At 68.5% G+C, this 24,445-nt stretch carries 23 protein-coding genes; 11 read left to right on the plus strand and 12 right to left on the minus strand.

Annotated elements, in window-relative coordinates; genetic code table 11:
• Nucleotides 1–8 precede the first annotated feature (8 nt).
• Nucleotides 9–392, plus strand: a complete 384-nt coding sequence (locus tag AC5LXK_RS24650; RefSeq protein WP_493391302.1) for a hypothetical protein — start codon at nucleotides 9–11, stop codon at nucleotides 390–392.
• A gap of 72 nt (nucleotides 393–464) precedes the next feature.
• Here AC5LXK_RS24650 and AC5LXK_RS24655 read toward each other — a convergent pair whose 3' ends face one another.
• The 3 genes from AC5LXK_RS24655 to AC5LXK_RS24665 form a co-directional block, all read right to left on the minus strand.
• Nucleotides 465–770: a panthothenate synthetase gene (locus AC5LXK_RS24655; protein WP_493391303.1), complete on the minus strand. Its 306-nt coding sequence runs from the start codon at nucleotides 768–770 to the stop codon at nucleotides 465–467.
• 298 nt (nucleotides 771–1,068) lie between these two features.
• Entirely contained in the window at nucleotides 1,069–1,920 is an 852-nt protein-coding gene (locus AC5LXK_RS24660; RefSeq protein WP_493391304.1) for a dienelactone hydrolase family protein, read from the minus strand.
• Nucleotides 1,921–2,092: 172 nt separating this feature from the next.
• Entirely contained in the window at nucleotides 2,093–3,544 is a 1,452-nt protein-coding gene (locus AC5LXK_RS24665) for a cytochrome P450 (protein WP_493391305.1), read from the minus strand.
• An 87-nt stretch (nucleotides 3,545–3,631) separates the two neighbouring features.
• Between AC5LXK_RS24665 and AC5LXK_RS24670 the strand changes: the two genes are divergently transcribed.
• Nucleotides 3,632–4,567, plus strand: a complete 936-nt coding sequence (locus AC5LXK_RS24670; protein ID WP_493391306.1) for a helix-turn-helix domain-containing protein — start codon at nucleotides 3,632–3,634, stop codon at nucleotides 4,565–4,567.
• Nucleotides 4,568–4,678: 111 nt separating this feature from the next.
• Nucleotides 4,679–5,500 (plus strand): GntR family transcriptional regulator, encoded by an 822-nt coding sequence (locus AC5LXK_RS24675; RefSeq protein WP_493391307.1) that lies wholly within the window; start codon nucleotides 4,679–4,681, stop codon nucleotides 5,498–5,500.
• Nucleotides 5,501–5,522: 22 nt separating this feature from the next.
• Here the strand turns inward: AC5LXK_RS24675 and AC5LXK_RS24680 are convergent, their stop codons facing one another.
• Entirely contained in the window at nucleotides 5,523–6,767 is a 1,245-nt protein-coding gene (locus AC5LXK_RS24680) for a serine hydrolase domain-containing protein (protein ID WP_493391308.1), read from the minus strand.
• Nucleotides 6,768–7,077: 310 nt separating this feature from the next.
• Between AC5LXK_RS24680 and AC5LXK_RS24685 the strand changes: the two genes are divergently transcribed.
• The 4 genes from AC5LXK_RS24685 to AC5LXK_RS24700 all read left to right on the plus strand — a co-directional run bounded on the left by AC5LXK_RS24685 (nucleotide 7,078) and on the right by AC5LXK_RS24700 (nucleotide 10,771).
• On the plus strand, nucleotides 7,078–7,962 hold the full coding sequence (locus AC5LXK_RS24685; RefSeq protein WP_493391309.1) for a LysR family transcriptional regulator: 885 nt from the start codon (nucleotides 7,078–7,080) through the stop codon (nucleotides 7,960–7,962).
• 152 nt (nucleotides 7,963–8,114) lie between these two features.
• Nucleotides 8,115–9,047, plus strand: a complete 933-nt coding sequence (locus AC5LXK_RS24690; RefSeq protein WP_493391310.1) for an AEC family transporter — start codon at nucleotides 8,115–8,117, stop codon at nucleotides 9,045–9,047.
• Nucleotides 9,048–9,173: 126 nt separating this feature from the next.
• On the plus strand, nucleotides 9,174–10,106 hold the full coding sequence (locus AC5LXK_RS24695; RefSeq protein WP_493391311.1) for a DMT family transporter: 933 nt from the start codon (nucleotides 9,174–9,176) through the stop codon (nucleotides 10,104–10,106).
• 290 nt (nucleotides 10,107–10,396) lie between these two features.
• Nucleotides 10,397–10,771 (plus strand): COG4315 family predicted lipoprotein, encoded by a 375-nt coding sequence (locus AC5LXK_RS24700; protein WP_493391312.1) that lies wholly within the window; start codon nucleotides 10,397–10,399, stop codon nucleotides 10,769–10,771.
• A 114-nt stretch (nucleotides 10,772–10,885) separates the two neighbouring features.
• Here AC5LXK_RS24700 and AC5LXK_RS24705 read toward each other — a convergent pair whose 3' ends face one another.
• Both AC5LXK_RS24705 and aptA read right to left on the minus strand, forming a co-directional pair.
• Complete coding sequence (locus AC5LXK_RS24705) at nucleotides 10,886–12,403, minus strand: CoA-acylating methylmalonate-semialdehyde dehydrogenase (RefSeq protein WP_493391313.1); 1,518 nt, start codon at nucleotides 12,401–12,403, stop codon at nucleotides 10,886–10,888.
• Nucleotides 12,404–12,451: 48 nt separating this feature from the next.
• Nucleotides 12,452–13,807 (minus strand): omega-aminotransferase AptA, encoded by a 1,356-nt coding sequence (aptA, locus tag AC5LXK_RS24710; protein ID WP_493391314.1) that lies wholly within the window; start codon nucleotides 13,805–13,807, stop codon nucleotides 12,452–12,454.
• Between the two features lie 105 nt (nucleotides 13,808–13,912).
• Between aptA and AC5LXK_RS24715 the strand changes: the two genes are divergently transcribed.
• The gene (locus AC5LXK_RS24715; protein WP_493391315.1) at nucleotides 13,913–14,863 is read left to right on the plus strand and encodes a LysR family transcriptional regulator; all 951 of its coding nucleotides are present in this window, start codon (nucleotides 13,913–13,915) and stop codon (nucleotides 14,861–14,863) included.
• 24 nt (nucleotides 14,864–14,887) lie between these two features.
• Here the strand turns inward: AC5LXK_RS24715 and AC5LXK_RS24720 are convergent, their stop codons facing one another.
• From AC5LXK_RS24720 to AC5LXK_RS24730, 3 genes are read right to left on the minus strand one after another with little or no spacing between them, the layout of a single operon-like run.
• A complete protein-coding gene (locus AC5LXK_RS24720; protein WP_493391316.1) occupies nucleotides 14,888–16,126 on the minus strand; it encodes an MFS transporter in 1,239 nt (412 codons plus the stop codon).
• A complete protein-coding gene (locus tag AC5LXK_RS24725; RefSeq protein WP_493391317.1) occupies nucleotides 16,123–16,458 on the minus strand; it encodes a hypothetical protein in 336 nt (111 codons plus the stop codon). The genes AC5LXK_RS24720 and AC5LXK_RS24725 overlap by 4 nt, the downstream gene beginning before the upstream one ends.
• 37 nt (nucleotides 16,459–16,495) lie before the next feature.
• Nucleotides 16,496–16,966, minus strand: a complete 471-nt coding sequence (locus AC5LXK_RS24730) for a MarR family winged helix-turn-helix transcriptional regulator (RefSeq protein ID WP_493391318.1) — start codon at nucleotides 16,964–16,966, stop codon at nucleotides 16,496–16,498.
• Nucleotides 16,967–17,136: 170 nt separating this feature from the next.
• Here AC5LXK_RS24730 and AC5LXK_RS24735 point away from each other — a divergent pair, with 170 nt between their 5' ends.
• On the plus strand, nucleotides 17,137–17,628 hold the full coding sequence (locus AC5LXK_RS24735; protein ID WP_493391319.1) for a 2,4'-dihydroxyacetophenone dioxygenase family protein: 492 nt from the start codon (nucleotides 17,137–17,139) through the stop codon (nucleotides 17,626–17,628).
• Between the two features lie 102 nt (nucleotides 17,629–17,730).
• Here AC5LXK_RS24735 and AC5LXK_RS24740 read toward each other — a convergent pair whose 3' ends face one another.
• Nucleotides 17,731–18,879, minus strand: a complete 1,149-nt coding sequence (locus AC5LXK_RS24740; protein ID WP_493391320.1) for an epoxide hydrolase family protein — start codon at nucleotides 18,877–18,879, stop codon at nucleotides 17,731–17,733.
• Between the two features lie 76 nt (nucleotides 18,880–18,955).
• Complete coding sequence (locus AC5LXK_RS24745; protein ID WP_493391321.1) at nucleotides 18,956–19,915, minus strand: GlxA family transcriptional regulator; 960 nt, start codon at nucleotides 19,913–19,915, stop codon at nucleotides 18,956–18,958.
• A 137-nt stretch (nucleotides 19,916–20,052) separates the two neighbouring features.
• Between AC5LXK_RS24745 and AC5LXK_RS24750 the strand changes: the two genes are divergently transcribed.
• Nucleotides 20,053–20,853: an SDR family NAD(P)-dependent oxidoreductase gene (locus AC5LXK_RS24750; RefSeq protein ID WP_493391322.1), complete on the plus strand. Its 801-nt coding sequence runs from the start codon at nucleotides 20,053–20,055 to the stop codon at nucleotides 20,851–20,853.
• Nucleotides 20,854–21,211: 358 nt separating this feature from the next.
• Nucleotides 21,212–23,014 carry a sensor domain-containing diguanylate cyclase gene (locus AC5LXK_RS24755; RefSeq protein WP_493391323.1) on the plus strand — a complete coding sequence of 601 codons (1,803 nt, stop codon included), beginning with the start codon at nucleotides 21,212–21,214 and terminating at the stop codon, nucleotides 23,012–23,014.
• Nucleotides 23,015–23,084: 70 nt separating this feature from the next.
• Here AC5LXK_RS24755 and AC5LXK_RS24760 read toward each other — a convergent pair whose 3' ends face one another.
• A complete protein-coding gene (locus AC5LXK_RS24760; protein ID WP_493391324.1) occupies nucleotides 23,085–24,437 on the minus strand; it encodes an MFS transporter in 1,353 nt (450 codons plus the stop codon).
• Nucleotides 24,438–24,445 lie beyond the last annotated feature (8 nt).

The raw sequence follows: 24,445 nt of genomic DNA on the forward strand, positions 1-24,445 counted from the left end.
TCCGACGCATGTCACTCATTCCGCTCATGGGAATCGGCTGGCTGATTCTGTGCGCAATCAGCGCCGCATCGCTCGTACTCGTGCCGCCCGTGGTGCTGGTCGCCTGCCTGATGGGCAAGGACGTCTGGTCGATCCTGACGCGCGGCCGGTTGCAGTTCGCGTTCCTGGCCTACCTGGGCTCCGCGCCGGTACCGGCGGTCTTCACGTTTCTGCTGGAAGCCGGCGCCACGGCCGGAAACGCAGGCGGCGTGGCGTCCGACAGCCTGACGACGTGGAACGAGCGGTGTTTCTTCGTCTTCCTCGGCGGGGCTGCGCTGAGCGGGTTGCTGTTGCTGCTGCGGCCGAAGGACAGGCAAGCGGCAAACGTCGAGCCCTCGCAGTCTGCGCGATAGCCCGCACGCGAACGCCGCGCCACGCCGCCCGCCCGGTTTCCGGGCAGGGGCATGGCCATGCGCGGCCTCCTGCTACTTCCATTTCGCGCCGAGTTGCGCGAGCCCGGCATTGCGGAGATCATCCGGCAGCATCACGATACGGAACTCGCAGTCCGCATTCAGCATCAGGAACCACGGCTCCGCGAGTGCCGGAACCTGCGACGGGTCATCCAGATTGACGATCACGACCGCCCCGCGCGCGCCGCTCTGCTCCGTGAAATACACGGCCTCCGGCTTGACCGCCTCGAGTATTCGCGAGATCACGTCGCCGGCGCTGCCGTCGCGCACCAGCGTGTTGAACGGCTCGTGAGGGATTCGTATGTTGAGAAGCATGCGCATGACCGTCCTCCTTGGGCTCCGCCCGACCTGGGCCCTTCAAGCATAGGTGCTGTGCGATGCCGCGCCAGGGGCGCCGAAAGCAGTGGCGGGCACGCATGCCTACTCAGACGATTCGATGACGGCCCATCGCGCGAGCGGCAATCACCCGCGCGAATCAGGCCGGGTCGAATCGACCGCGCATGCCGCCATCGTGAAAAGGTGCATCCGCCGTCAGCCTCGTCGGCGCGATCGCCGGATGCAACGCCTGCGCCGGCCGCAACGTCACGTTCGGCACCGGTCGCGGCGCCACCATGCGCAGTCAGTTCGCGAGAAGTCGCGCGCCGACGTAATCGACCACCCGTTGCTGCGCATCGGCCCGCGCCGCCGGCTCCGTTCCTTCGATCGGTATCACACCGGCCTTCGTCGTGAACGCAGGCGTCGCATGCACGGGCATGTTCGGCCAGTCGAAGTCATGGTACGCGCCGGGATATGCATGAAACGTCGCCTCGGTGCCGGGCGCAACCGACTCGAACAACGTCTTGCACGGCGCGAACGGGGTCCACACGTCCTGCTCGCCGATCAGCACCAGCAGCGGCACCGGGCTTTGCCACACGGCACCCTGTCGTTTCACGTCGCAGCTTGCCGGATAAAACGCGACCGCCGCTCGAAAATCGCCGGCCGGCAACGATGCGGGGCGCGCCGGACTCGACGTGCGGATCGCGTTCAACAGCGTCCCGCCGCCTTGCGACCAGCCGACGACACCGATGCGACCGGGCTGTACGGTATCGAGCGACTGCAGATACTTCAGTGCGCCATAGGCATCGAAAGGCCGCGCACGATAGATGTCGCCGACGAAATGCGCGGGCGCGCACATCTCGCCGTGATGGCGCGGATTGAAGCTGTCGACTTCGAGCACGGTGATGCCGGCCGCGTTGAAACGGGAAGCCCAGTCGCGCTCGCGCGAATAGATCTTGCCGGATTTCGCGAACATGCCCGAGCAGCCATGCAGGAACACGAGTGCGGGATGGCGGCCGGTGCCGGGTGCGGGAAAGAGGTAGCCGTCGAGCATCGTCGCCGGCGGGCCGTCCGTCGACGGGAAATGAACGACCGTCTGCGCAGCGGCGATCGCGGACAGGCACCCCAGCACCACGGACAACATCAGCTTGCGCATCGGAGGCTCCTGCCTGGTCGGATGGAACGACAACGCGATCGCGCGGATGGCGGTTGACATGCGCCGACCGGCGGCACTCGCCGCCTCGCCGGCGACAGTGAATCGTCAGCTTCGCAGGCCGCTCCACCCGTTCGCGACAACCGGGACCACGCCCGCCATCGCTCCGGCTGCATCACGCCGCGCCCCTCGCCTCCCCGATGTCCGCAGCCAACCCCGTCGGGGCGATCGCCAGATGCAACGCCTGCGCCGGCCGCAACGTCACGTTCAGCACCGGTCGCGGCGGCGGCGCGCCCGGCGGTACCGCCAGCACGTACCGCTGCAGGATCATCGCGGCCACCACCGTCATCTCCGTCATCGCGAGATGCTGCCCGAGGCAGACACGCGGCCCCGTGCCGAACGGCATGTACGCCCCGCGCGGCAGCGCCGGCGCATCGTCGGCGAAGCGCTCGGGCCGAAACGCATGCGGCTCCGGAAACCAGCGTTCGTCGAGATGCATGAGTTGCAGCGGCAGCATGAACAGCGTCCGCGCGGGAAACTGCCACGCGCCCAGCGCGACCGGCCGCGACGCGCGACGGCTGATCAGGATCGGTGCGGCCGGGTACAGCCGCATCGTTTCCTCGAGCGTCTGCGTCAGGTAGCGCAATGCGGGGCGCGTGTCGACCGTCGGCGCGCGGCCGTCCAGCACGCGCGCGACCTCGTCCCGCGCGGCGGCCTGCACGGCCGGATTCGCGGCCATGCTCCATGCCCACCAGGTCAGCGTGGCCGCGGCCGTCTCGTGGCCGGCCAGGAACGCCGTCATGCATTCGTCGTGCACGGCCTGCAGCGGCCACGCGCGAGCATCCGCACGATATAGCCGCAGCAGGCGCGACAGCAGGTCGTCGGGCCAGCTGTGCCCGGGTCGGTCGAGGCGCGCATGCAGCTGACGGTCGATCAGCCCGTTCAGCACCGACAGCGCCCGTGCCTTGCCGCGCTTCCACGGCATCCAGTCCGGGGCGCTCGCCGGCTGGTAGAACTCGGCGTTGGACACGGCGCTCACCGTGCGGACGGCCGCCTCGGCCACGCGCGCTTCCTCGCCGATCGCGTCGGAGAACATCGTGCGCATGATCACGTCCATCGCGAGCGACGTCAGCGCGCTTTCGACCGGCCAGTGCGCGTCATGCGCGGGCCACTGCGCGAGCGCATGGCCGGCCGTCGCGGCAATCGACGGAACGAATGCCTGTACCGGCTTCGGCATGAAATTGGGTTGCAACGCGTGCCGTTTGCCGCGCCACGCGTCGCCTTCGGCGACCAGCACGCTGTGCCCGTGCACCTGCGAGAACACGCGAATGCCGCGCTCCCAGCGCACGAACGCGTCGTGATGCGTGACCAGCAGGTCGCGCACGAGCGCCGGATCGGTCACGGCCACCACGTGCTCGGGCCACATGCGCAGGTGCACGACGTCGCCGTGCGCGCGCTGCCAGCCCGCAAGCGTGCCGAGCAGGTCGCGCGACATCGCGCGCAGCAACGACCACCCCGTCAGGCCGCCGCGCGGCCCCGGCGGCCATACGCCGGGCGGGTGAAGCGCGGGCGCCGGTGCTGCGATGCCCGCGTGGAATGGACAGGGGGAGGAGGTTCGCGTGTTCATGTGGCGGATTGTCCGCAGCCGAACGTCGACGGTCTTGAACGCAAACGACATCGACACGCGTGAGGCCCGTCCCTATACTCCGGCGTCATGTGCTCCGGTCCATCCCTCCTGCCGCCGTGCCCCGATCCGCTTGCGCGCGCACCGCGCGTGCTGAGCGGCGCTCGCACGCCGCATGCACGGCTGTATCCGGCGCCGGCCGCGTTGCAGGGCGCCGTGGTCGCGATCATCTGCCGCGACACGCGCGGCTTCGCGCTGGACGAAGCGCAGCGGCTGACGCACTTCCCGGCGTCGCCGCTCGTCTGTCTCGCGTGGTATCGCGATCTCGACGCCGGGCTCGTCGAGCCCACGCCCGACGGCCCGCGCTGGCGCGCGTTCGGCGCGTCGGCGACGCTGTCCGGCAGCCAGTCGACGCCGACCGTCAGTTGGGCGCCGACGACCGGACAAGGCGGCATCGTCTGCTTCCACGCCGACGCGGCCCGCGCGCTGTTCGGGATCGGGCTGCCCGGGATTCACGATCGCTTCGTCGATGCACGGAGCACGCTTGACGACGGCTGGCGGCCACTGCTCGACGCGTTGGCCGACGCGGACGACGACCACGCGGCGCTGGCCGCGCTCGACCGCCATCTGGCGCCGCGCTGGCGCGCGCTGCGCGGCGGCACGACACCGCTGTCGTCGTTGCGCGACGCCGGGCGCAGCTGGGCGGAACGGCTCGCGCTGCAGGCACGGGAATGGCGGCATACGCACAGCGCGCGTCAGGTCGAACGGCGCATCAAGTCGTTCAGCGGGCGTTCGTTGCGCGACTGGCAAACGCTGGTGCGCAGCGAAGGCGCGTTCTTTGCCGCGCGGGCGCGGCAGGAAGCCGGCGAGCCGGTCGACTGGGCCGCGCTGGCGCTGGACGAAGGCTTCGCGGACCAGGCGCACCTGAGCCGCGCGACGCGACGCATCACGGGCTTTGCACCGACCGAATTCGTGCGGCGCTTCGCCGACGACGAATCGTTCTGGATGTACCGGCTGTGGGTATGACGCCCGCAGTCCGCGGGCGCCGGTCGCGCCCGTGCGCGCATACATTCCAATAGTAGAATGTTAGCCATTCACCGGCGCGATGCCGGCCTGCCCCCTTTCCGGAGTCCCTGATTGAATCCGTCGCCGAACCCCGAGCGCAAAGGCGTCGCGCTCTATGCGCAGATCGCCAGCCTGCTGCGCGGACGGATCCATCAGGGCGAGTGGAAGCGCGGCGACCAGTTGCCGCCGATTCCCGATCTGTGCGCGTTCTATCGCGTCGGCACGATCACCGTGCGTCAGGCGCTGGCCGAGCTGAACGCCGAAGGCCTCGTGAACAGCGCGCGCGGACGCGGCACGTTCGTCACGGCCGACGTCGTATCGCCGGCGGACAACCCGGCACTGCGCGCCGCGATCAACGATCCGCTGCAGCTCGCGCCCGGCCAGACGCTGCGCGTGTTGCTGCGCGAAGCGGCGACCGGGTTGCCCGCCGCGTTGCAGACGGGCCAGCCCGCGCGCTCGGCATACATGCGGATCCGCACGCTTCATCTGCACGACGGCGCACCGTACGGCGTAATGGACAGCTACGTCGCGCGCGAAACCTACGACCGCTTTCCGAAAGGCAGCGACGCGCGACACAAGGTCGGCTACCTCGTCCGTCAATACAACCGGTTGCCGCTCGCGCAGGCCCGCCAGGAAATCACGGCCGCCTATGCCGATCAGGAAACGGCCGGCCTGCTCGCATCGGACGGCGCGGACTGCAGCATGGCCGACATGCTGATCCGCATGCGCCGCTGGTGGACCGACGGCGACGGCTGCATCGTTCACGCCGGGCTCTACCTGTATCGCGCCGACCGGTTCGTGCTCGACATCACGCACGACCTCGACGGCGACGACCGCAGCGCCGACCTGATCCCGTCGCCGCGTACCGCCGCGAGGAACACCGCGCGCAAATAGGCGGCCTGACATCCGCACCGGCTCACACGGGCCGCTCGCCGCCGTCGTCGCACATCGCGCCGTAGACCCAATGCCGCAGGTCCCGGCGGACGCGGTACGTCGTCGACGGCAGCAGTTGCGTCATGAACACGACGGCCAGTTCCTCGGCCGGATCGATCCAGAACGCCGTGCTCGCACCGCCGCCCCAGAAGTAGTCGCCGACGCTGCCCGGCTGCATCGTCGCGGCCAGATCCTGCGTCACCGCGAAACCGAGCCCGAAGCCGAGCCCCGGATACACGGCCTCGCTGAACGTGGAGCGCGACATCTGGTCGAGCGTCTTGCCGCCCGGCAGATGATTCATCGTCATCAGTTCGACGGTCTTCGGGCTCAGGATCCGGTGGCCGTCGATCGCCCCGCCGTTCAGCAGCATCCGGCAGAAGCGCAGGTAATCGCCGGCCGTCGACACGAGCCCGCTGCCGCCCGACGCCAGCGCCGGCGGCCGGAGAAAGGGGCTGGTCGCCGGATCGTCGTGCAGCGCGAGGCCGCCCTCGGCATCGGGCCGATAGCACGCGCACAGACGATCGGCGTTGCCGTCCGGCACGAAGAAGCCCGTGTCGGGCATGCCGACCGGATCGAACAGCGCGTGCTTCAGGTAATCGGCGAACGGCCGGCCCGAGATCGCCTCGACGAGATAGCCGAGCACGTGCGTGGCAACCGAGTAGTTCCATTCGTCGCCCGGCGAGTAGTCGAGCGGCAGCCGGGCCAGATCCGCGATCATCCCGTCGAGGCCGCCCGGATTGGTCGGCTCGCCGAGCGCGAGTTCGCGGTAGGCGGCATCGACGTTCGTACGCCCCTGGAAGAAGTACGACAGCCCGGCCGTATGGCGCAGCAGATCGACCATCCGCATCTCGCGCGCCACGGGCCGGGTCTGGAATCCACCGAGGCTGCGTGCGCCGGCCACGGCCACGCCGAGATCCTTCCAGGCCGGAATCACGCTCGACACGGGATCGTCGAGTGCGACCAGCCCCTGCTCGACCAGCGTCATGAACGCGACGCTCGTGATCGGCTTGGTCATCGAATAGATGCGGAAGATCGCATCCTCGCGCATCGGTTTCGCGCGCCCGACGTCCATCGATCCGACGACGTTCACGTGTGCCAGCTCGCCCCGGTGATGAATCATCGTCACCGCACCCGGCAAGCGCCCGGACGCCACGTACCGTTCGTTCAGCCGCGCGTCGAACGCCTTCAGCCGCTGCGACGACCACCCCGGATGTCCCACCTTCGTCATGCCCATGCTCCTCTTTACGCTTCGATCCCGACTCGTCTGGAGACGCGTTGCCTTGCTTCAGCCAACGCCTTTGCCCGCTCAAACATTCTAAAAATAGAACTATATCATTTTAAGAAAGATTCAAGCCATCGATGCTCGCCGACTTCATGCGTCGCTCCCGGTGCCGCCCGGTTGCCCGTTTCGACACGCGCGGACATGATGTCGCGAACCCTGACGGCTGCCGCGCGAGCCGCTTTGCGAACCGGGCCGTCGCCGCACGCCGGCCGGACCATGTATCTCACGCGCCTGCCGCTACCCACACCGTCCGCTCATGTCACTCCGCGCATTCAGAACGCTGGTCGCCATCGCCCGATACCGGACCTTCGCGCGCGCCGGCGAAGCCATCGGGCTCACGCAGTCGGCGGTGAGCCTGCAGATCAAGACGCTCGAAAGCGAATACAACGTGCAGTTGTTCGACCGCTCGCGCCGGCAGCCCGTGCTCACCGAAGCCGGCAACATCCTGCTCGCGCAGGCCGAGCAGGTGCTCGCGATGGTCGACCGGATTCCCGATGCGCTCAGCGACGAGAAGAAGCTCGTCGGCCGCCTGCGGATCGGCGCGATCCAGACCGCGTTGTCCGGCCCGCTGCCCGACGCGCTGCTCGCGTTGCGTGCAGCGCATCCGTCGTTGCGCGTGCACGTGTCGGCCGGCATGTCGGTGGAACTGGCGAACCGCGTCGCGGCCGGCGAACTCGACGCGGCGATCACGACGCGCCCGGTGCGCCCGCATCCGGCGGAACTGACGTGGACCACGCTGTACGAGGACCGCTTCTGGCTGCTCGCGCCGCCCGACCATGCGGAACGCGACGCGGGCGCGCTGCTCGATGCATTGCCGTTCATCCGTTTCGACGCCCAGGCATGGGCCGGCCGGATGATCGCCGCCGAGCTGCGCCGCATCGGCGTGCGCGTCCGCGAGGAGATGGTGCTGGACAGCGCGGAAACGATCGCGCGGATGGTCGCGCGCGGGCTCGGTGCGGCGATCGTCGCGCTTCCCGATGCGACGCTCGCACGCCTGCCGCCCGTCACGCGCTTGCCGTTCGGCCAGCCGCAGATGGGACGCGCGGTCGTGCTGCTCGAACACCAGTCGCGTCCGGCCGAACGTTTCGCACGTGCGCTGGCCGCCGAAGTGACTGCCTCATCAATGAGAATTTCTCATTGAACACCCGATAATTAACAATTATTCCTGTTGCTTTCGCGTGTTAACTTCGCGGCATCGTCACTCTTTCGATTGCGTGCCGCCATGTTGCCCGCCGGTTGGATTCCCGCTTCCCAGTGCTGCTTTTCCCCCGCAGCCCGCGTGAAGGTACGCCGATGATCGGCCCGATCCTGCTCGCGCTGGCACCGGTCGCGCTGCTGGTCGCATTCGGCCACGGCCTGCGGCGCACGGGTTTCATCGGCGAAGCGTTCTGGCCGCATGCCGAGCGGCTCTGCTACTACGTGCTGCTGCCCGCGCTGTTCGCGGACGGCCTCGCGACTGCGCGGCTGCAATCGTTGCCCGTTTTACCGCTCGCGGCGGCGCTGGTCGGTTCGACCGCACTCGCCGCGGCGCTTCTTCTGCTGGTCCGCCCGTTCGTCCGGGTCGACGGCGCCGGCTTCACGTCGGTGTTCCAGGGCGCCGTGCGCTTCAACAACTACGTCGGCACCGCGCTGGCCGCCGGGCTGTTCGGCGCGAAGGGCATCGCGCTCGCAGCCGTGTGCGTCGCGGCGATCGTCCCGACCGTCAACCTGATGTGCGTGCTGGTCTTCGCGCGCTACGGCGACACGCGGCTCGGTGCGGCGGCGCTCGCGCGCCAGATCCTGTCGAATCCGCTCGTCGTCGCCTGCGCGCTCGGGATCGCGATGCAGGCCGGCGGCGTGGCATTCCCGGCCGCCGTCGAGCCGGCCGTGCGCGCGCTCGGCGCCGCGTCGATGCCGCTCGGCCTGCTGTGCGTGGGTGCCGCGCTGAAATTCGATGCCGCGCGTGCGTGGCTGCAGCCGGTGTGCATCGCGTCGGCGTTCAAGTTCATGGCGATGCCGCTCATCACGCTCGCGGCCGGCCACGTGTTCGGGCTCGGCGACGCGGCACTGACGGTCGCACTGCTGTTCCAGGCGCTGCCGACGTCGTCGGCGTCGTACATCATGGCGCGCCAGCTCGGTGGCGATGCGCCGCTGATGGCCGGCATCACCGCATTCCAGACGATCGCCGCGGCGCTCGCGATGCCGGTCGTGCTGACCGCGCTCGCGTCGGCGCCCGCCTTTCGCTGACGGCGCCGCTGCCGCCGTCACTCCCCGAATCAGCCTGAAGGCCGGCCGTCGCGCGCGCCGGCCTCGTCGGCCTGCGCGGTCGCGCACGCATCGCCGCACGCGCTTTCCTTTCGAGAATCCACGTACATGAACGCTCCCGCCCCGCCCGCCAGCCTCGTCACCGCCCGGCCGCACGCGGCCATCTACGTGAAGCTCACGCTCGTCGCGCTGTTCTGGGGCGGCACTTTCATCGCGGGCCGGATCCTCGCCGCGACGATGTCCGCGACCTCGGCCGCCACCGGGCGCTTCGCGATCGCCGCGCTGCTGCTGGTCGTGCTGACGTGGAAGATCGAAGGCGGGCTGCCGAAGCTGAGCGGCCGCCAGGTCGTGACGACCTTCGGCCTCGGCGCGACCGGCATCTTCCTGTACAACGTGTGCTTTTTCGCGGCGCTCGCGCGGATGCCGGCCGGACGCACCGCGCTGTTCGTCGCGCTGAATCCGGTGGCCACGGCCGTGCTGCTGTCGGTCGTCGCGCGAGAACGCCTGTCGCTGTCGCGCTGGGCCGGGATCGCCGTCGCACTGCTCGGTGCGCTGATCGTGATCAGCCGCGGCGACCTGCTGCGCGTACTGACCGACCTCGGCAACACGTTCGGCGCCGGTGAGCGCTTCATGCTGTGCGCGGTGCTGAGCTGGGCTGCCTACACGGTGATCGGCCGGCGCGCGCTCGACGGGCTGTCGCCGCTCGCGGCCACGACGTACGCGGCGCTGTGGGGCCTCGCGTTGCTGCTCGTGACTCACTTGTTCGACTCGCCGGCGGCCGGCGGCACGGCGCTGACGTGGCAGGCCGTCGCATCGATGATCTATCTCGGCGTAATCGGTACGGTGGTCGCATTCGTCTGGTATTCGCAGGGCATTCGCACGCTCGGGGCCGCCCGCGCGGCCGTATTCACCAACCTGGTGCCGGTGTTCGGCGTGCTGCTGTCGGTCGCGCTGCTCGGCGAGCCGCTGTCGCCGTCGATGCTGGCCGGCGGCGCACTCGTGATCGCGGGCGTCGCGCTGACCAATCGCGCGAAACGCTGACGCAACGGCGCACACCCCGCGTTCGGGGACGGACGCCGAATACCGGCCCGGCGGCAATCGCGATGCCGTTGTGTGTCGCATACGCTTCCGCCGATACGCCCCCCGATCTTCTCGCAGCCCCGCCAAAAACCGCCTATCGTGAATGAGACGCCCCGTTTGCCGCCATTCGACCCTGCGTCGCTCGCACCGGCGGCAACGGCATCGCGTTCCGGCACCATTCATCGCGATCGTCGCGCACGCTTGCCCGTGCCTGCGATCGCGGCCGCCCACCGGACAACCAGGAGGCACACATGAAAGCCGTGCTGCTCGTCAGCTCCGCTCTGCTCGCCATCGCATCCGCTTCGGCTACGGCCCAGGGTTCCATCACGAAGGAAGAAAACGGTGCGCTCGTCGCCGCAAACGGAATGACCATCTACACGTTCGACAAGGACAAACCCAATGCCGGCACCAGCGCCTGCACGGGCCAGTGCGAATCCTTCTGGCCGCCATACAAGGCCAGTGCGACCGACGTCCCGGTCGGCCCGTACTCGATCGTCAAGCGCGAAGACGGCAGCCCGCAATGGGCGTACAAGGGCAAGCCGCTGTATTTCTTCTCGAAGGACATGAAACAGGGCGACCGCAACGGCGACAACTTCAAGGACATGTGGCACGTGGTCGCGCCGTAAGCATTCTTCCGCCGCCTCGCGCCCCCTCCGCGCAGACGTAAAAAAGCCCGCCCCGATCGTCGACCGGAGCGGGCCTTGGCGCGTCTCGCCGGCTGCACGCAGCCGGCTCGCGCGTCAGCGGTTCGACGGGAAGCTGAACACCGTCCCTTCGCGCACGCCGGCCGACGGCCAGCGCTGCGTGATCGTCTTGCGCTTCGTGTAGAACCGCACGGCGTCCGGGCCGTATGCGTGCAGATCGCCGAACAGCGAACGCTTCCAGCCGCCGAACGAGTGGTACGCGACCGGCACCGGCAGCGGCACGTTGATCCCGACCATGCCGATCTGGATGTTGTCGCCGAAGTAGCGTGCGGCCTCGCCGTCGCGCGTGAACAGGCACGTGCCGTTGCCGTATTCGTGCGCGTCGATCAGTGCCATCGCCTCGTCGAGCGACTTCAGGCGGATCACGCCGAGCACGGGCCCGAAGATCTCGTGCTGATAGATCGGCATGCCGGGCTTCACGTTGTCGAACAGGCACGGGCCGAGGTAGTAGCCGCCGTCGTGGCCGTCGACCTTCACGCTGCGGCCGTCGACGACGAGCGTCGCGCCGGCTTCCACGCCGGCTTCGACGAAACCCGTCACCTTCTCGAAATGCTGCTTCGTGACGAGCGGGCCCATGTCGACGCCCGCGCCGTTGCCCGGGCCGACCTTCATCTTCTCGATCTCGGCCTTTAGCCCCGCGACGACCTTGTCGCCCGTTTCGTCGCCGATCGCGACGACCAGCGGAATCGCCATGCAGCGCTCGCCGCACGAACCGTAAGCGGCGCCCATCAGCGCATTGACCGCGTTGCCGATGTCGGCGTCCGGCATCACGACCGCGAAGTTCTTCGCGCCGCCGAGCGCCTGCACGCGCTTGCCGTGCGCGCAGCCGGTCGAATAGATGTATTCGGCGATCGGCGTCGAGCCGACGAAGCTCACGGCCTTCACGCGCGGGTCGGTCAGGATCGTGTCGACCGCTTCCTTGTCGCCGTTCACGACGTTCAGCACGCCCGCCGGCAAGCCGGCCTCGAGCGCGAGTTCGGCCATGCGCAGCGTCGACGACGGCGTGCGCTCGGACGGCTTCAGCACGAACGTGTTGCCGCAGGCGACGGCCATCGGCCACATCCACAGCGGCACCATCACCGGGAAGTTGAACGGCGTGATGCCGGAGACGACGCCGAGCGCCTGGAACTCGCTCCACGAATCGATCGCCGGGCCGACGTTCTTGCTGTGCTCGCCCTTCAGCAACTCGGGCACGTAGGTCGCGTATTCGACGTTCTCGATGCCGCGCTGCAGTTCGCCCATCGCATCGGCGAGCACCTTGCCGTGCTCGGCCGTGATCAGCGCGCACAGCTCGTCGGCGTGCTCTTCCAGCAGCGTCTTGAAGCGACTCATCACGCGGGCGCGCTTCAGCGGCGGCGTGTTGCGCCACGCCGGGAACGCGGCCTGTGCGGACGCGATCGCGGCTTCGACGGTCAGCTTGTCGGCAAGCGCGACGCTCTTGTCCGATTCGCCGGTGGCCGGGTCGAACACCGGCTGGACGCGGCTGCCGCCGTCGACGCGCTTGCCGTCGATCAGGTGGCCGATGGTGGAGGTCACATTGCTGTCGTGTTTCATCGTGAGACTCTTTCGTGAATTCGGTTGTCGCGGGAGACGAGCCTTGGCTCAGTCCACTTCGTTCAGTGCGTCGGACAGCGCGTTGACGAGGTTGTCGATCTCGCGCTTCTCCGAGATGAACGGCGGCGCGAGCTGGATCGTGTCGCCGCCGTAGCGCACGTAGAAGCCCTTCGCCCAGCAGCGCATCGCGATCTCGTACGGGCGCCGTGCCGGTTCGCCCGGCAGCGCCGCGATCGTCAGGCCGGCAGCCAGCCCGTAGTTGCGGATGTCCGCGATATGACGCTGGCCCTTCAGCCCGTGCACGGCCGCCTCGAAATGCGGCGCGAGATCGCGCACGCGCGCCACCGCGTCTTCCTTCACGAGCAGGTCGAGCGCCGCGACACCGGCCGCGCACGCGACCGGGTGCGCCGAATACGTGTAGCCGTGCGGGAACTCGAGCATGTATTCGGGGCCGCCTGCCGCCATGAACGTGTCGTAGATTTCCTTCGTCGCGATCACGCCGCCGAGCGGCTGCACGCCGTTCGTCACCTGCTTCGCGAAATTCATGATGTCCGGCACCACGCCGAACGCGTCGGCGCCCGTCATCGCGCCGGCACGGCCGAAAGCCGTGATGACCTCGTCGAAAATCAGCAGGATGTCGTGCGCGGTACAGATGTCGCGCAGGCGCTTCAGGTAGCCCTTCGGCGGCACGACCACGCCCGCCGAACCGGAGAACGGCTCGACGATCACGGCCGCGATGTTCGACGCGTCGTGCAGCGCGATCAGCTCGAGCAGGCGATCGGCCAGCTCGGCGCCGTGCTCCGGCATCCCGCGCGAGAACTTGTTCTCCGCGAGTTGCGTATGCGGCAGGAAATCGGCGTCGAGGCCCTGCCCGAACAGCTTGCGGTTCGGTCCGATCCCGCCGACCGAAATGCCGCCGAAGTTCACGCCGTGGTAGCCCTTCTCGCGACCGATCAGGCGCGTTTTCGTGCCCTTGCCCTTCGCACGCCAGTACGCGCGGGCCAGTTTCAGCGACGTGTCGGCCGCCTCCGAGCCCGAGCCCGTGAAGAACACGTAGTCGAGGCCGGCCGGCGTCAGTTCCTTGATCTTGTTCGCCAGTTCGAACGATTTCGGATGGCCGAACTGAAAAGCCGGCGCGTAGTCGAGCTGCGCGACCTGGCGGCTCACGGCCTCGACGATTTCCGTGCGGCCGTGACCGAGGCCCGTGCACCAGAGGCCCGACAGACCGTCGAAGATCTTGCGGCCTTCGCCGTCCGTGTAATACGCGCCCTTGCCCGACACGATCATGCGCGGATCGGCCTTGAACTGGCGGTTGGCCGTGAACGGCATCCAGTGCGCGTCGAGCCACGCGGCGTCGGTGCGGAGGTTCGTGTCGTCGTGCTGGGCGGTGGTGATGTCGGTCATGTCGGTCGGCGCGGCGCGCCCCTCCTCCTTGTGTTGATGTTGCGCATTGTCGGCAGCCCAATTAGTCTTTTGAATATCGCAATATCAATGTTCACTTGCGCAATTATGCAAGCAAAGAAACCGAAGAGCCGCGCGCTGCTCGGGCAGCTCAGCGACATGGATCTCCGCCTGCTGCGGGTCTTCAAGGGCGTCGTGCAGTGCGGCGGGATGGCGGCAGCCGAACTGGAACTGAATATCGGCATCTCGACGATCAGCCGGCACGTGAAGGATCTGGAAACGCGCCTCGGCCTCGTGCTGTGCCGGCGCGGCCGCGCGGGCTTCACGCTGACGCCCGAGGGGCAGACGGTGTACGAGGAGACGCTGCGGCTGCTCGCGTCGATGGAAGCATTTCGCAGCAGGATCGACGGCATTCACGACAAGATGGGCGGCGAACTGCACGTCGCCGTGTTCGACAAGACGGCTACCAACGCGCATGCACGCCTGGGCGACGCGATCCGCCAGTTCGCCGACGAGGCACCCGACGTCGCGCTGAACCTGCATGTCGCGTCGATCAACGAGGTCGAGCGCGGGGTCATCGACGGCAGTTACCAGGTCGGGATCATTCCCGCGCACCGCAACTCGGGCAGCCTCGAGTATTCGGAACTGTTCGACGAACGGATGCTGCTCTACTGCGGCCGCCAGCATCCGCTCTTCGATGCGCCGCACGGCAAGCTCACGTGGACGACGATCCGCAATCACGCGTTCGCCGGGCTCGGCTTCCATTCGCCGAACATGGAACTGAGCCATCGCGCGAAGCTCACGCGCAGCGCGACCGCGTCGGACCAGGAATCGATCGCGACGCTGATCCTGTCCGGCCGTTATCTTGGCTTCCTGCCCGACCACTACGCGGAGAGTTTCGAAAACAAGGGGTTGATGCAGCCGATCGCGCCGCACCGGTTCAATTACCGGTGCCGGTTCGTGAGCCTGCTGCGGCGCTCGCCGCGGCCGTCGCGGGCCGCGCTGCTGTTCCAGTCGTGTCTGGAGGCCGCGCATGTGGCGGCCCGCCCGGCGGCCTAGCGCCGGCTTCGGCTTCGGCTTCGGTCACACGCCGTCGTCCGCGCGCGGCTGCGCACGCTTGCGGGTCAGGAAATGCGTCGCGACGAGCGCGGCCGCAAAACCGGACGCCGCGCCGAGGCCGAGCGCCCAGCGCGGGCCCAGATGGTTCGCGACCCAGCCGGCCACCGGCGCGCCGATCGGCGTGCCGCCGAGCGCGACCGCGAGGCGCAGCGCCATCACGCGCCCGCGCATCGCCGGCTCGGTGGACAGCTGCATCAGGCTGTTGGTCGAATTCATGAAGGTGATCGCGGCAACCCCGGTCAGCACCAGCGCGGCGGCGAACAGCCAGTAGCTCGGCGCCAGCGCGGCGAACGTGCAGCCGAGACCGAACAGCGCCGCGCCGATCCACAGATGGCGGAATCGCGGCTGCTCGCGACGCGCGGCGAGCAGCGCGCCCGAGATCGTGCCGACCGCCATCATCGACGACAGGAAGCCGAACCCGCGCGCATCGACGTGAAACACGCTCGCCGCCATCGTCGAAATGAACAGCTGGAAATTGAGCCCGAACGTGCCGATCAGGAACAGCATCACGAGGATCGCCGTCAGGTCGGCGCGATGCCACACGTAGCGGAACCCGTCGAGCAGGCTGCTGCGCGAGCGGTTCGCCCGCACGTTCGCGCGCAGTTCGTCTTCCCTGAGCAGCAACAGCGACGCCAGCACCGCGAAGAAGCTGAGCCCGTTGGCGAGGAACGCCCAGCCGGTGCCGACCGACGCGATCAGAAAGCCGGCCGCCGCCGGGCCGACCATCCGTGCGGCGTTGAACGACGTCGAATTGAGCGCGACCGCGTTCGCGAGCTCGCGATCGCCGACCAGCTCCGCGACGAAGGTTTGCCGCACCGGTGCGTCGAATGCCGACGCGCAGCCGAACAGGAACGCAAACAGGTACACGTGCCAGAGCTGTGCGACGCCCGTGACCGTCAACACGCCGAGCACCAGCGCCAGCACGCCCATCAGCGCCTGCGTAGTCATCAGCAGCTTGCGCTGGTCGAAGCGATCGGCGGCGTAGCCGGTCCATGGCAAAAACAGCAACTGCGGCCCGAACTGCAGCGCCATCACGGTGCCGACGGCCGACGCATCGTGATGCGTGAGCTGCGTGAGGACGAGCCAGTCCTGCGCGGTGCGCTGGATCCACGTGCCGATGTTCGACACCAGCGAGCCGATCGCCCACACGCGATAGTTGAAGCTGCGAAGCGAGCGGAACACGCCCGCCGCCGGCACGCTCATGGCCGCTCCCGGTCAGGCTCGTTGCCGCCGTGCAGCTCGCCGAAGCGCCGTGCGAGGAACAGGCCAAGCGCGAGGATGCCGAGACCGAACGCCGTCGCGTCAGCCGTGACCCGGAGGTCGAAATCGCCGACCCGGCACACCAGCACATAGGCAATCACGAGGTTCGCGACGCCCCACAGGACATTCACGGTGGACGACGACAAGCCGCGCCCGGGCGGATTCGCAAACGGAGTCTGGAACGGCTCGCCGCGCAGCCCGCTGGCGAGATGCGGCACGACGTTCGCGAGAAACGCGCCGCCGAAGAAGTACGACAGGAGATGCGGGAAGTTCACGTTCGGGTTGTCCTTTCGGCAAGCGGGGCGATGCGGTTTACGGACGCGGCGGTTCCTGGAATTCGGCGAGCCGCTGCAGCAGCTTCACGGCCGATGCGAGCTCGGCCTGCTCGCGCTCCGACAGTTGCGCGTGCAGCGCGCGGAACAACCAGTCGTCCTTGGCTGCGCGGTTGGCCTGCAGCACCTTGCGGAAACCGGGCGTGAGCGCGATCAGCGTCTGCCGGCCGTCGGAGGGATCGGGCTCGCCGCTGACGGCGCCGAGCGTCTCGAGTGTCGCGACCGTCACACGCATCGATTGCGGCCGCACGCTTTCGGCGCGCGCGAGCGCCGACACGGTCGCGGGGCCGTCGCGGTCGAGCCGCAACAACACCGACTTCTGCGACGACGTGAGGTCGTTCGGGTGGATCTGCTCCCGCATGCGCCGCATCAGCTTGCCGACCGAGATACGAAGTTCGCCGGCAAGGCCGGCCACGGGGAGCGCTTCGGAGGGAGGCATTGGCGTGTTCATGAATTCAAGATAGCAGATATGCAGTCAAACTGTACAGTTTAACTGCATATTTCAAGCTGTAAGGATTGCCTCGTCGCATGCGCTCGAAAGCCAGCGCAAAACGTCCCGTTCGGTCGCGCGACCCGGCTCTGCGATAATGCGGGCTCCCCATTTCCGCTCCGCCCCCCGCCATGACGCAGCCGTCCGCCCCGCTCTCCACCGACCTGCCGCCGATCTCGTGCCTGCCCGGCGACGCGCTGCCGTGGCTGCCGATGAGCGCCGACCTGCCGGGGCTCGCGATCAAGTACCTGCACATCAATGCGGCCGAGGACACGCTCACCGCGCTGCTGAAGATGCCGGCCGGCGGCACGCTGCCGCGCCACCGTCACGACGGCGAGGTGTTCGTCCATACGCTGCAGGGTGCGTGGCGCTACCGGGAGTACGACTGGATCGCGTACGCCGGCTCCACCGTGCTCGAGCCGGCCGGCTCCGTGCATACGCCGGAGACGCTCGGCGCGCCGGGCGAGGACGTGATCACGCTGAACGTGATGCGCGGCGATCTCGTGCTGCTCGACGACGATGGCCGTGAAACGGCGCGCGAGAATTGCCGCGTCGCGCTGCTGCGCCAGCGCAAGCATGCGCGTACCGCGCCGGACGACGCCGCGCCGTTCGTCACGCGGTAACGCAGGCGTCGTCGTCTCGTCGAGGTTCGCGTCGTGCGGGCGCGCCCTGTCGCTGTGATGGCCGACGGTGCACGTCGGCCGCTTCGCGCGCCGACCCGCTCGTTACCGAAAGCGCCGGAAAAAACGCCGAATGTCGTCTGCCAGCAGATCCGGCTCTTCCAGAGCCGCGAAATGGCCGCCGCTCGGCATGTCGGTCCATTGCGCGACGTCGAACACGCGTTCGAGCAAGCTGCGCGGCGGGCGGCTGATTTCCTTCGGAAAGCGCGCGAACGCGACGGGTACGGCCACGCGTTGCCCGGCCGCGAAGCGTATCGGCTGCAGCCGGTTTTCCCAATACATCTGCATTGAAGAACCGATGCAGCCGGTGAACCAGTAGAGCGAGATGCCGGTCAGCAGCGTGTCGTGCGAAAACCGCCGTGCAACATCGCCGTCGCAATCGCTCCACGCGCGGAATTTCTCGGCGATCCATGCGGCCAGCCCGGCCGGCGAATCGTTGAGCGCGACGGCCAGCGTCTGCGGCTTCGTCATGTGCACATGCGCGTATCCGCCTTCCAGCGCGGCCCACTCGCTGCGCTGCGTCACGAAGGCCCGTTCGTCCTCGATCAGCGGCGAGGCCGCGTCGACCGGAGGCTCGAAACTGCCGGGCAGATAATTCAGATGGACACCGTCCACCCTGTCGGCATGTCGCGCACCGAGCGCGATCGACACGCCTGCGCCGAGATCGCCGCCTTGCGCGCCGAAGCGTCGATAGCCGAGGCCGGACATCAACGCCGCCCAGCAGTCGGCGACCTGCAAGGCCGACATGCCCGGTGCCGCGGGCGCAGGCGAAAACAGGAAGCCGGGCAATGACGGCACGACGACGTCGAACGCATCGCCAGGATCGCCGCCGAATGCCGCTGGATCGCACAGGCGATCGACCAGCGCGTCGAATTCGAACACCGAGCCCGGCCAGCCGTGCGTGATGACAAGCGGATAAGGGTTCGGTCCCGTCCCGCGCCGATGGATGAAATGCACACGCTGCCCGTCTACGTCCGCAACGAACTGCGGCAACCGGTTCAGCGAACGCTCCACCGCACGCCAGTCGAATCGCTCCGCCCAGTACGCCACCAGTTCGCGCAGCCACGCGCCGTCCACCCCCTGCTGCCACGGCTCGGCGGGTGTCAGCATCGGCGGGCGACTGTCGCGCAAGCGCCGACGCAGGTCGTCAAGTGAGTGATCGGGTATCGCAATGTCGAACGGCGCAGCGTGCATGGTGTCTCCTCGCGAAGGATGCCGAGGATTCTGCGCGATTTTTCAGACCCGCGCTGGCGTCCCGCGCCTGCGGGCGTCAGCCCGGTTTCCGTTCGTCCACCCGCGCGTCGCGCCGCATCGCCTGCGGCGGCACGCCGAACCCGCGCACGAACGCCTCGCGCAGGTGGCGGCGATCGCGAAAGCCGTTCTCCTTCGCGATCACGTCGAGCGGATGGCGGCTCTGTTCGATCATCAGCCGCGCCGATTCGAGCCGCAGCCGTTCGATCGCTTTCGCGGGCGATTGCCCCGTCTCGAGCGTAAACACGCGGCTGAACTGGCGCGGGCTCAGGTGGACGGCGTCGGCCAGATCCTCGACGGTCAGCGTGCGGCCGAGATGCTGCCGCGCGTAATTCAGTGCGTTCTGGATCCGGTCCGATTTCGGCGCGAGATCGAGCATTTCCGAATGCTGCGACTGGCCCCCGGCGCGCCGCTGGTGCATCACGAGCTTGTGCGCGACCGAGCGCGCGGCATCGGCACCGAGGTCCTTTTCCACCATCGCGAGCGCGAGGTCGAGCCCGGCCGTCATCCCGGCCGACGTCCAGACCGGCCCGTCGACGATGTAGATCCGGTCTTCCTCGACGCGAATCTCCGGGTAATGCCGCTGCATGTCGCGGCCATATGCCCAGTGCGTGGTCGCACGACGCTGCGCGAGCAGCCCGGCCTCGGCCAGCACGAACGCGCCCGTGCAGATGCCCGCGATCCGCCGCGCGCGCGCTTTCGCACGGCGCAGGTAGGCGACGACCCCGGCCGGCGCCGACACGGCGAGCGGATCGTTGACGCCCGCGACGATCCACGTATCGACGCCGATCCGCCCGCGCAGCGCGCGCGTGGCGACCGACAGCCCGAGCGACGAGCGCACGTCGCCGCCATCGACCGAATAGTTGTCCATCGCGTAGAACGGCTCGTCCATGCCCATGTTCGCGTACTCGAACACCGACTGCGCGGCGAGCGCCATGATCTGGAAGCCGTCGCTGATCAGAAAGCCGATTCGGTGCATGCGCGTTCTCCGGTCCCGGGCGCGGAAAATCGGCCCGATGTCCTGAATCATACCCATCTACGTCATTTGTGTCGCAGCGCTCCGGAGCCAGAATGTGTTCACGCCATCCGGCCATCCCCATCGAAACGGAGCACATCATGACGCAAGCACATCGCGGTACCGCCCTCATCACCGGCGCATCGTCGGGCATCGGCGCCGTCTACGCGGACCGCCTCGCGCGCCGCGGCTACGACCTGATCCTGGTCGCGCGCAACCGCGACCGGCTGGGCGCGCTCGCCGAGCGCATCACGAACGACACGCAACGCAGCGTCGAGATCGTCGACGCGGACCTCAACGACCGCGCGGCACTCGCCGCCGTCGAGGCGAAGCTGAAGCAGGACGCGAGCATCACGCTGCTCGTGAACAACGCGGGCATCGGCACGCACGCGCCGCTGCTCGACAGCGATGTCGACGCGATGACGCGGATGATCGACCTGAACGTGACCGCGCTCACGCGCCTGACCTACGCGGCCGTGCCCGGTTTCGTCGCGCGCGGGCACGGCGCCGTGATCAACATTTCGTCGATCGTCGCGATCTCGCCGGAAACGCTGAACGGCGTGTACGGCGGCAGCAAGGCATTCGTGCTCGCGTTCAGCCAGTCGCTGCACCACGAGCTCGCCGGCAACGGCGTGCGGGTGCAAGCCGTGCTGCCCGGCGCGACGGCCACCGATTTCTGGCAGACGGGCGGCCTGCCGCTCGAGCACCTGCCGAAGGAAATCGTGATGACGGCGCCCGACATGGTCGACGCGGCGCTGGTCGGCTTCGATCGCGGCGAACTCGTGACGATCCCGTCGCTGCATGCGGGCGACGAATGGGATGCGTACGAGGCCGCGCGCCGCGCGATGGCGCCGCACCTGTCGGCCGATACGCCCGCACCGCGTTACGCGACCCCGCATTGACGCCGCGCACCGCATCCTGCGGATCGCGGGCGGCAGGCTCGTCGAGCACCGGGACGTGCTGCAGGACCCAAGCGACGCACGACGAATCGGCGGGCGGGCATCCGATGTTCGGCGACGCGTTTCCGGCCCGGCACTGACCACGCCGGTCACTACCGAACAGTACGGGAGACGGGCTGCCGCCCGTCCGCCGCCCATTCCCTCCTGCCCGGCACCAATACGAGATGCCGCACACCGATTCCGCGCCGCTTGCCACGCATTCCGCGCAACAGTAAGCTCTGCGATTGCAGCCCCCCAAGCAGCCTCGTTCGGCCGGCATTCGTCCGGTCACGAGGGCAACCGTCCGTTGCGAAACTCGACCATGCGGCTCCGTATGTTCATCACCGGGGCCGGCGACGCGCCGGCCGCCGCGCGCGATTCCGCCGACAGTCGGCCGGCATTTCCGCCGCTGCCCGAACTGGAAACCGTCTGCCGCATCGCGCGGGCGCAATTCGGCACGTCCGGCGCGTGCGTTGCGCATGCCGAAGCCGGCAAGCCACGCGTGCTGGCGGCCGATGGAGCACTGCCGGCCCCGCTTCCCGCCGATCTCCTTGCACCGCGCGTCGAGCGGGATTCGTCTGTCGAAAGCCGACACCTCGTGCACGTCCCGCTACGGGACGACGGCACGCTTCACGCGCCGCAGGTTGTCGCGGCCTGCGAGCTGGCGGCCCCCGACGGCATCGCGCCCGGCACGCTGCTGCTGTGCATCGTCAACGACACCCGCCTGATGCTCGACGCCGCGCAACGTGCGCTGCTGCGCGACCTCGCTGCGCTCGCGGAACACGCGCTTGCCCGCGCCTTCACCGAAACCGCGTTGCGGGAACGGCTCGCCGTCGTCGAGGAACACGGCACGCTGACGACGCTCGCGCTGACCGAAAGCGGTACCGGCGTGTGGGACCGCAACGTCGAAACCGGCGAGATTCGTTATTCGCCGGCGTGGAAGGCGATGCTCGGCTACGCGCCGCACGAGCTGAGCGACCGGATCGAGGAGGCGTACGAACGGCTGCATCCGGACGACGTCGACCACGTGAAGGCTGCGATGCTCGCGCACTTCGAGAACCGGACCGACAGCTATGAAGTCGAGCACCGGATCCGCTGCAAGGACGACACCTACAAATGGATTCGCAGCCGCGGCAAGGTGATCGCCCGCGACGGCAACGGCCGGGCGTTGCGCATGGTCGGCACGACCACCGACATCACCGCGTTGCGCGAGCTCGCCGAGCGGTTGCGCGATTCTGCCGCGCTCGTCACGGATCTCACCGACCAGGTACCCGGGCTCGTGTTCCAGCTGCGGCAAACGGCCCGCGGGCGCTGCTTCTTTTCCTACGCCAGCGCCGGGGCGAGCGACATCTACGAACTGACGCCCGATCAGCTCGCCCGCAACGCGGAGGTGATCGAAACACGGATTCATCCGGCCGACCTGGTCGCCTATCGGCAGTCGCTGCACGACTCGTCGGTGCAACTGACGCCGTGGCGCCTCGAATATCGCGTGCTGCTGCCCGGCCAGGGCCTGCGCTGGCGCGAAGGCGATGCGCGCCCGCAGCGCATGGCCGACGGCGGCACCGTGTGGCACGGCTTCATCACCGATGCGACCGACCGCAAGCACATCGAAGCCGAGCTGCACCGGATGGCGACGACCGACCACCTCACGCAGCTGTCGAACCGCCATGCGTTCATGCGGCAAAGCGAAGCCGCGCTGCACGGCGTACGCACGACCGGCCTGCCCGCCGCAGTGCTGATGCTCGACCTCGATCACTTCAAGGCGCTGAACGACCGCTGGGGCCATCCGCTCGGCGACCGCGCGCTGCGGCACTTCGCGCGGCTGCTGCTGGCGGAAACCGCGCCGGGCTGCATCGTCGGCCGGGTCGGCGGCGAGGAATTCGCGATCGTGCTGCCGCGAACCGATCCCGATACCGCGCTCGCCTTTGCGCGCCGCGTGCAGCAACGCGCGATGCAGGCGCGGCTCATGCACGAGGACCAGCCGGTCGAGCTGACCGTCAGCATCGGTATCGATGCGATGCGCGAGTCGGATTTCGGCGCGTACCAGTCGCTGTCGCGCGCCGACAAGGCGCTCTATCTCGCGAAGGAGCGCGGCCGCAACCGGATCGAGGTGTATCGCGGGTAGCGGCACCGCGCGCCGCCGCTGCAACCGGGACGACGGCCACGCGCCGTCGCCCGTGCGCCGGACATTGCCGTCAATGCGACGCTTCCGCTCGCGCGCCCGAGTCGCCGCGCCGCACGCCCAGCAGCATCGCGACCGCGCAGGCGGCCAGCAACGCCGCGATCATCAGCATCGCCGGGTCCATGCTGCCGGTTCGCGTGCGGATCAGCCCGACAAGCCACGGCGTGATCATTCCGCTCGACACGCCGATGCTGCTGATCAACGCGATCCCGCCTGCCGCGCCGGCGCCCGAGAAATAGGCGGACGGCACGGCCCAGAACACCGGATGCGCGGCGAAGATCAGCATGGCGGCAATCGACAGCAGCGCCATCATCGCGACGATGCTCGGCAGATGCAGCGTCAGCAGCGCAAGCGCCACCGCCCCGCCGAACGCGCACGCGGCGAAGTGCCGGCGCCGTTCGCGCTTGCGGTCCGAGCGCCGCGCGATCGCGATCAGGCCGGCCGCGCCGATCGCGTTCGGCACGACCGACAGCAGGCTGATCTGCACGACGTCGTGGATGCCGAATTCGCGGATCATCAGCGGCATCCAGAACAGCAGCATCAGCAGCGCGGTCGTCAGCGAAAAATAGATGAACGCGAACAGGTACGTGCGCGGTTCGGCCAGCACCTGCCGCAGCGAATGCGGCGCCTGCGTGCCGGCGCCTGCGTGGTCGGCGGCCAGGTCGGCCGCGAGCTGCCGGCGATCGGCGTCCGACAGCCAGTGTGCGTGCTCCGGCCGATCGCACAGCCAGAACCATGCGATCACGCCGAGCAGGATCGCGGGCGCGCCTTCGATCGCGAACATCCATTGCCAGCCGTGCAGCCCCATCACGCCGGACATCCCGCGCATGAGCCAGCCCGACAGCAGCCCGCCGACCATCCCGGCCACCGCGACGCCCGCATAGAAGATCGACAGCACCGATGCGCGCCGCCGCGCCGGATACCAGTAGGTCAGGTAGAACACCACACCCGGAAAGAACCCGGCCTCGAACAGTCCGAGCAGGAAGCGCAGCACGTAGAAGTGCTTCGCGCTGTCGACGGTGATCATCGCGACCGACACCGCGCCCCACAGGAACATGATCCGTGCGAACGTGCGGCGTGCGCCGAAGCGGCGCAGCAGCGCGTTGCTCGGCACCTCGAACAGCACGTAGCCGACGAAGAACAGCACCGCGCCGAGGCTGTACATCGCGTCGGTCAAGCCGAGATCCTGCCGCATCTGCAACTGCGCGAAGCCGATGTTGCTGCGATCGAGGATCGACACGATGTAGCAGATGAACAGGAACGGCACGATCCGCCTGCCGATACGGCGGTACAGCGCATCGTCGCCGGTCGAGCCGGCACCGGGCGCGACGCCCGGTGCGGCGTGCGCTTGAAGAGGGGCTGACATCGAACGTC

The sequence above is a fragment of the Burkholderia pulmonis genome (assembly GCF_984667975.1).

Excerpts from the sequence above, each read along its gene's own strand:
- AC5LXK_RS24650 (WP_493391302.1), top strand. The coding sequence starts at position 9 with ATGTCACTCATTCCGCTCATGGGAATCGGCTGGCTGATTCTGTGCGCA.
- AC5LXK_RS24655 (WP_493391303.1), bottom strand. The coding sequence starts at position 770 with ATGCGCATGCTTCTCAACATACGAATCCCTCACGAGCCGTTCAACACG.
- AC5LXK_RS24660 (WP_493391304.1), bottom strand. The coding sequence starts at position 1,920 with ATGCGCAAGCTGATGTTGTCCGTGGTGCTGGGGTGCCTGTCCGCGATC.
- AC5LXK_RS24665 (WP_493391305.1), bottom strand. The coding sequence starts at position 3,544 with ATGAACACGCGAACCTCCTCCCCCTGTCCATTCCACGCGGGCATCGCA.
- AC5LXK_RS24670 (WP_493391306.1), top strand. The coding sequence starts at position 3,632 with ATGTGCTCCGGTCCATCCCTCCTGCCGCCGTGCCCCGATCCGCTTGCG.
- AC5LXK_RS24680 (WP_493391308.1), bottom strand. The coding sequence starts at position 6,767 with ATGACGAAGGTGGGACATCCGGGGTGGTCGTCGCAGCGGCTGAAGGCG.
- AC5LXK_RS24685 (WP_493391309.1), top strand. The coding sequence starts at position 7,078 with ATGTCACTCCGCGCATTCAGAACGCTGGTCGCCATCGCCCGATACCGG.
- AC5LXK_RS24690 (WP_493391310.1), top strand. The coding sequence starts at position 8,115 with ATGATCGGCCCGATCCTGCTCGCGCTGGCACCGGTCGCGCTGCTGGTC.
- AC5LXK_RS24695 (WP_493391311.1), top strand. The coding sequence starts at position 9,174 with ATGAACGCTCCCGCCCCGCCCGCCAGCCTCGTCACCGCCCGGCCGCAC.
- AC5LXK_RS24700 (WP_493391312.1), top strand. The coding sequence starts at position 10,397 with ATGAAAGCCGTGCTGCTCGTCAGCTCCGCTCTGCTCGCCATCGCATCC.
- AC5LXK_RS24705 (WP_493391313.1), bottom strand. The coding sequence starts at position 12,403 with ATGAAACACGACAGCAATGTGACCTCCACCATCGGCCACCTGATCGAC.
- aptA (WP_493391314.1), bottom strand. The coding sequence starts at position 13,807 with ATGACCGACATCACCACCGCCCAGCACGACGACACGAACCTCCGCACC.
- AC5LXK_RS24715 (WP_493391315.1), top strand. The coding sequence starts at position 13,913 with ATGCAAGCAAAGAAACCGAAGAGCCGCGCGCTGCTCGGGCAGCTCAGC.
- AC5LXK_RS24720 (WP_493391316.1), bottom strand. The coding sequence starts at position 16,126 with ATGAGCGTGCCGGCGGCGGGCGTGTTCCGCTCGCTTCGCAGCTTCAAC.
- AC5LXK_RS24730 (WP_493391318.1), bottom strand. The coding sequence starts at position 16,966 with ATGAACACGCCAATGCCTCCCTCCGAAGCGCTCCCCGTGGCCGGCCTT.
- AC5LXK_RS24735 (WP_493391319.1), top strand. The coding sequence starts at position 17,137 with ATGACGCAGCCGTCCGCCCCGCTCTCCACCGACCTGCCGCCGATCTCG.
- AC5LXK_RS24740 (WP_493391320.1), bottom strand. The coding sequence starts at position 18,879 with ATGCACGCTGCGCCGTTCGACATTGCGATACCCGATCACTCACTTGAC.
- AC5LXK_RS24745 (WP_493391321.1), bottom strand. The coding sequence starts at position 19,915 with ATGCACCGAATCGGCTTTCTGATCAGCGACGGCTTCCAGATCATGGCG.
- AC5LXK_RS24750 (WP_493391322.1), top strand. The coding sequence starts at position 20,053 with ATGACGCAAGCACATCGCGGTACCGCCCTCATCACCGGCGCATCGTCG.
- AC5LXK_RS24755 (WP_493391323.1), top strand. The coding sequence starts at position 21,212 with ATGCGGCTCCGTATGTTCATCACCGGGGCCGGCGACGCGCCGGCCGCC.
- AC5LXK_RS24760 (WP_493391324.1), bottom strand. The coding sequence starts at position 24,437 with ATGTCAGCCCCTCTTCAAGCGCACGCCGCACCGGGCGTCGCGCCCGGT.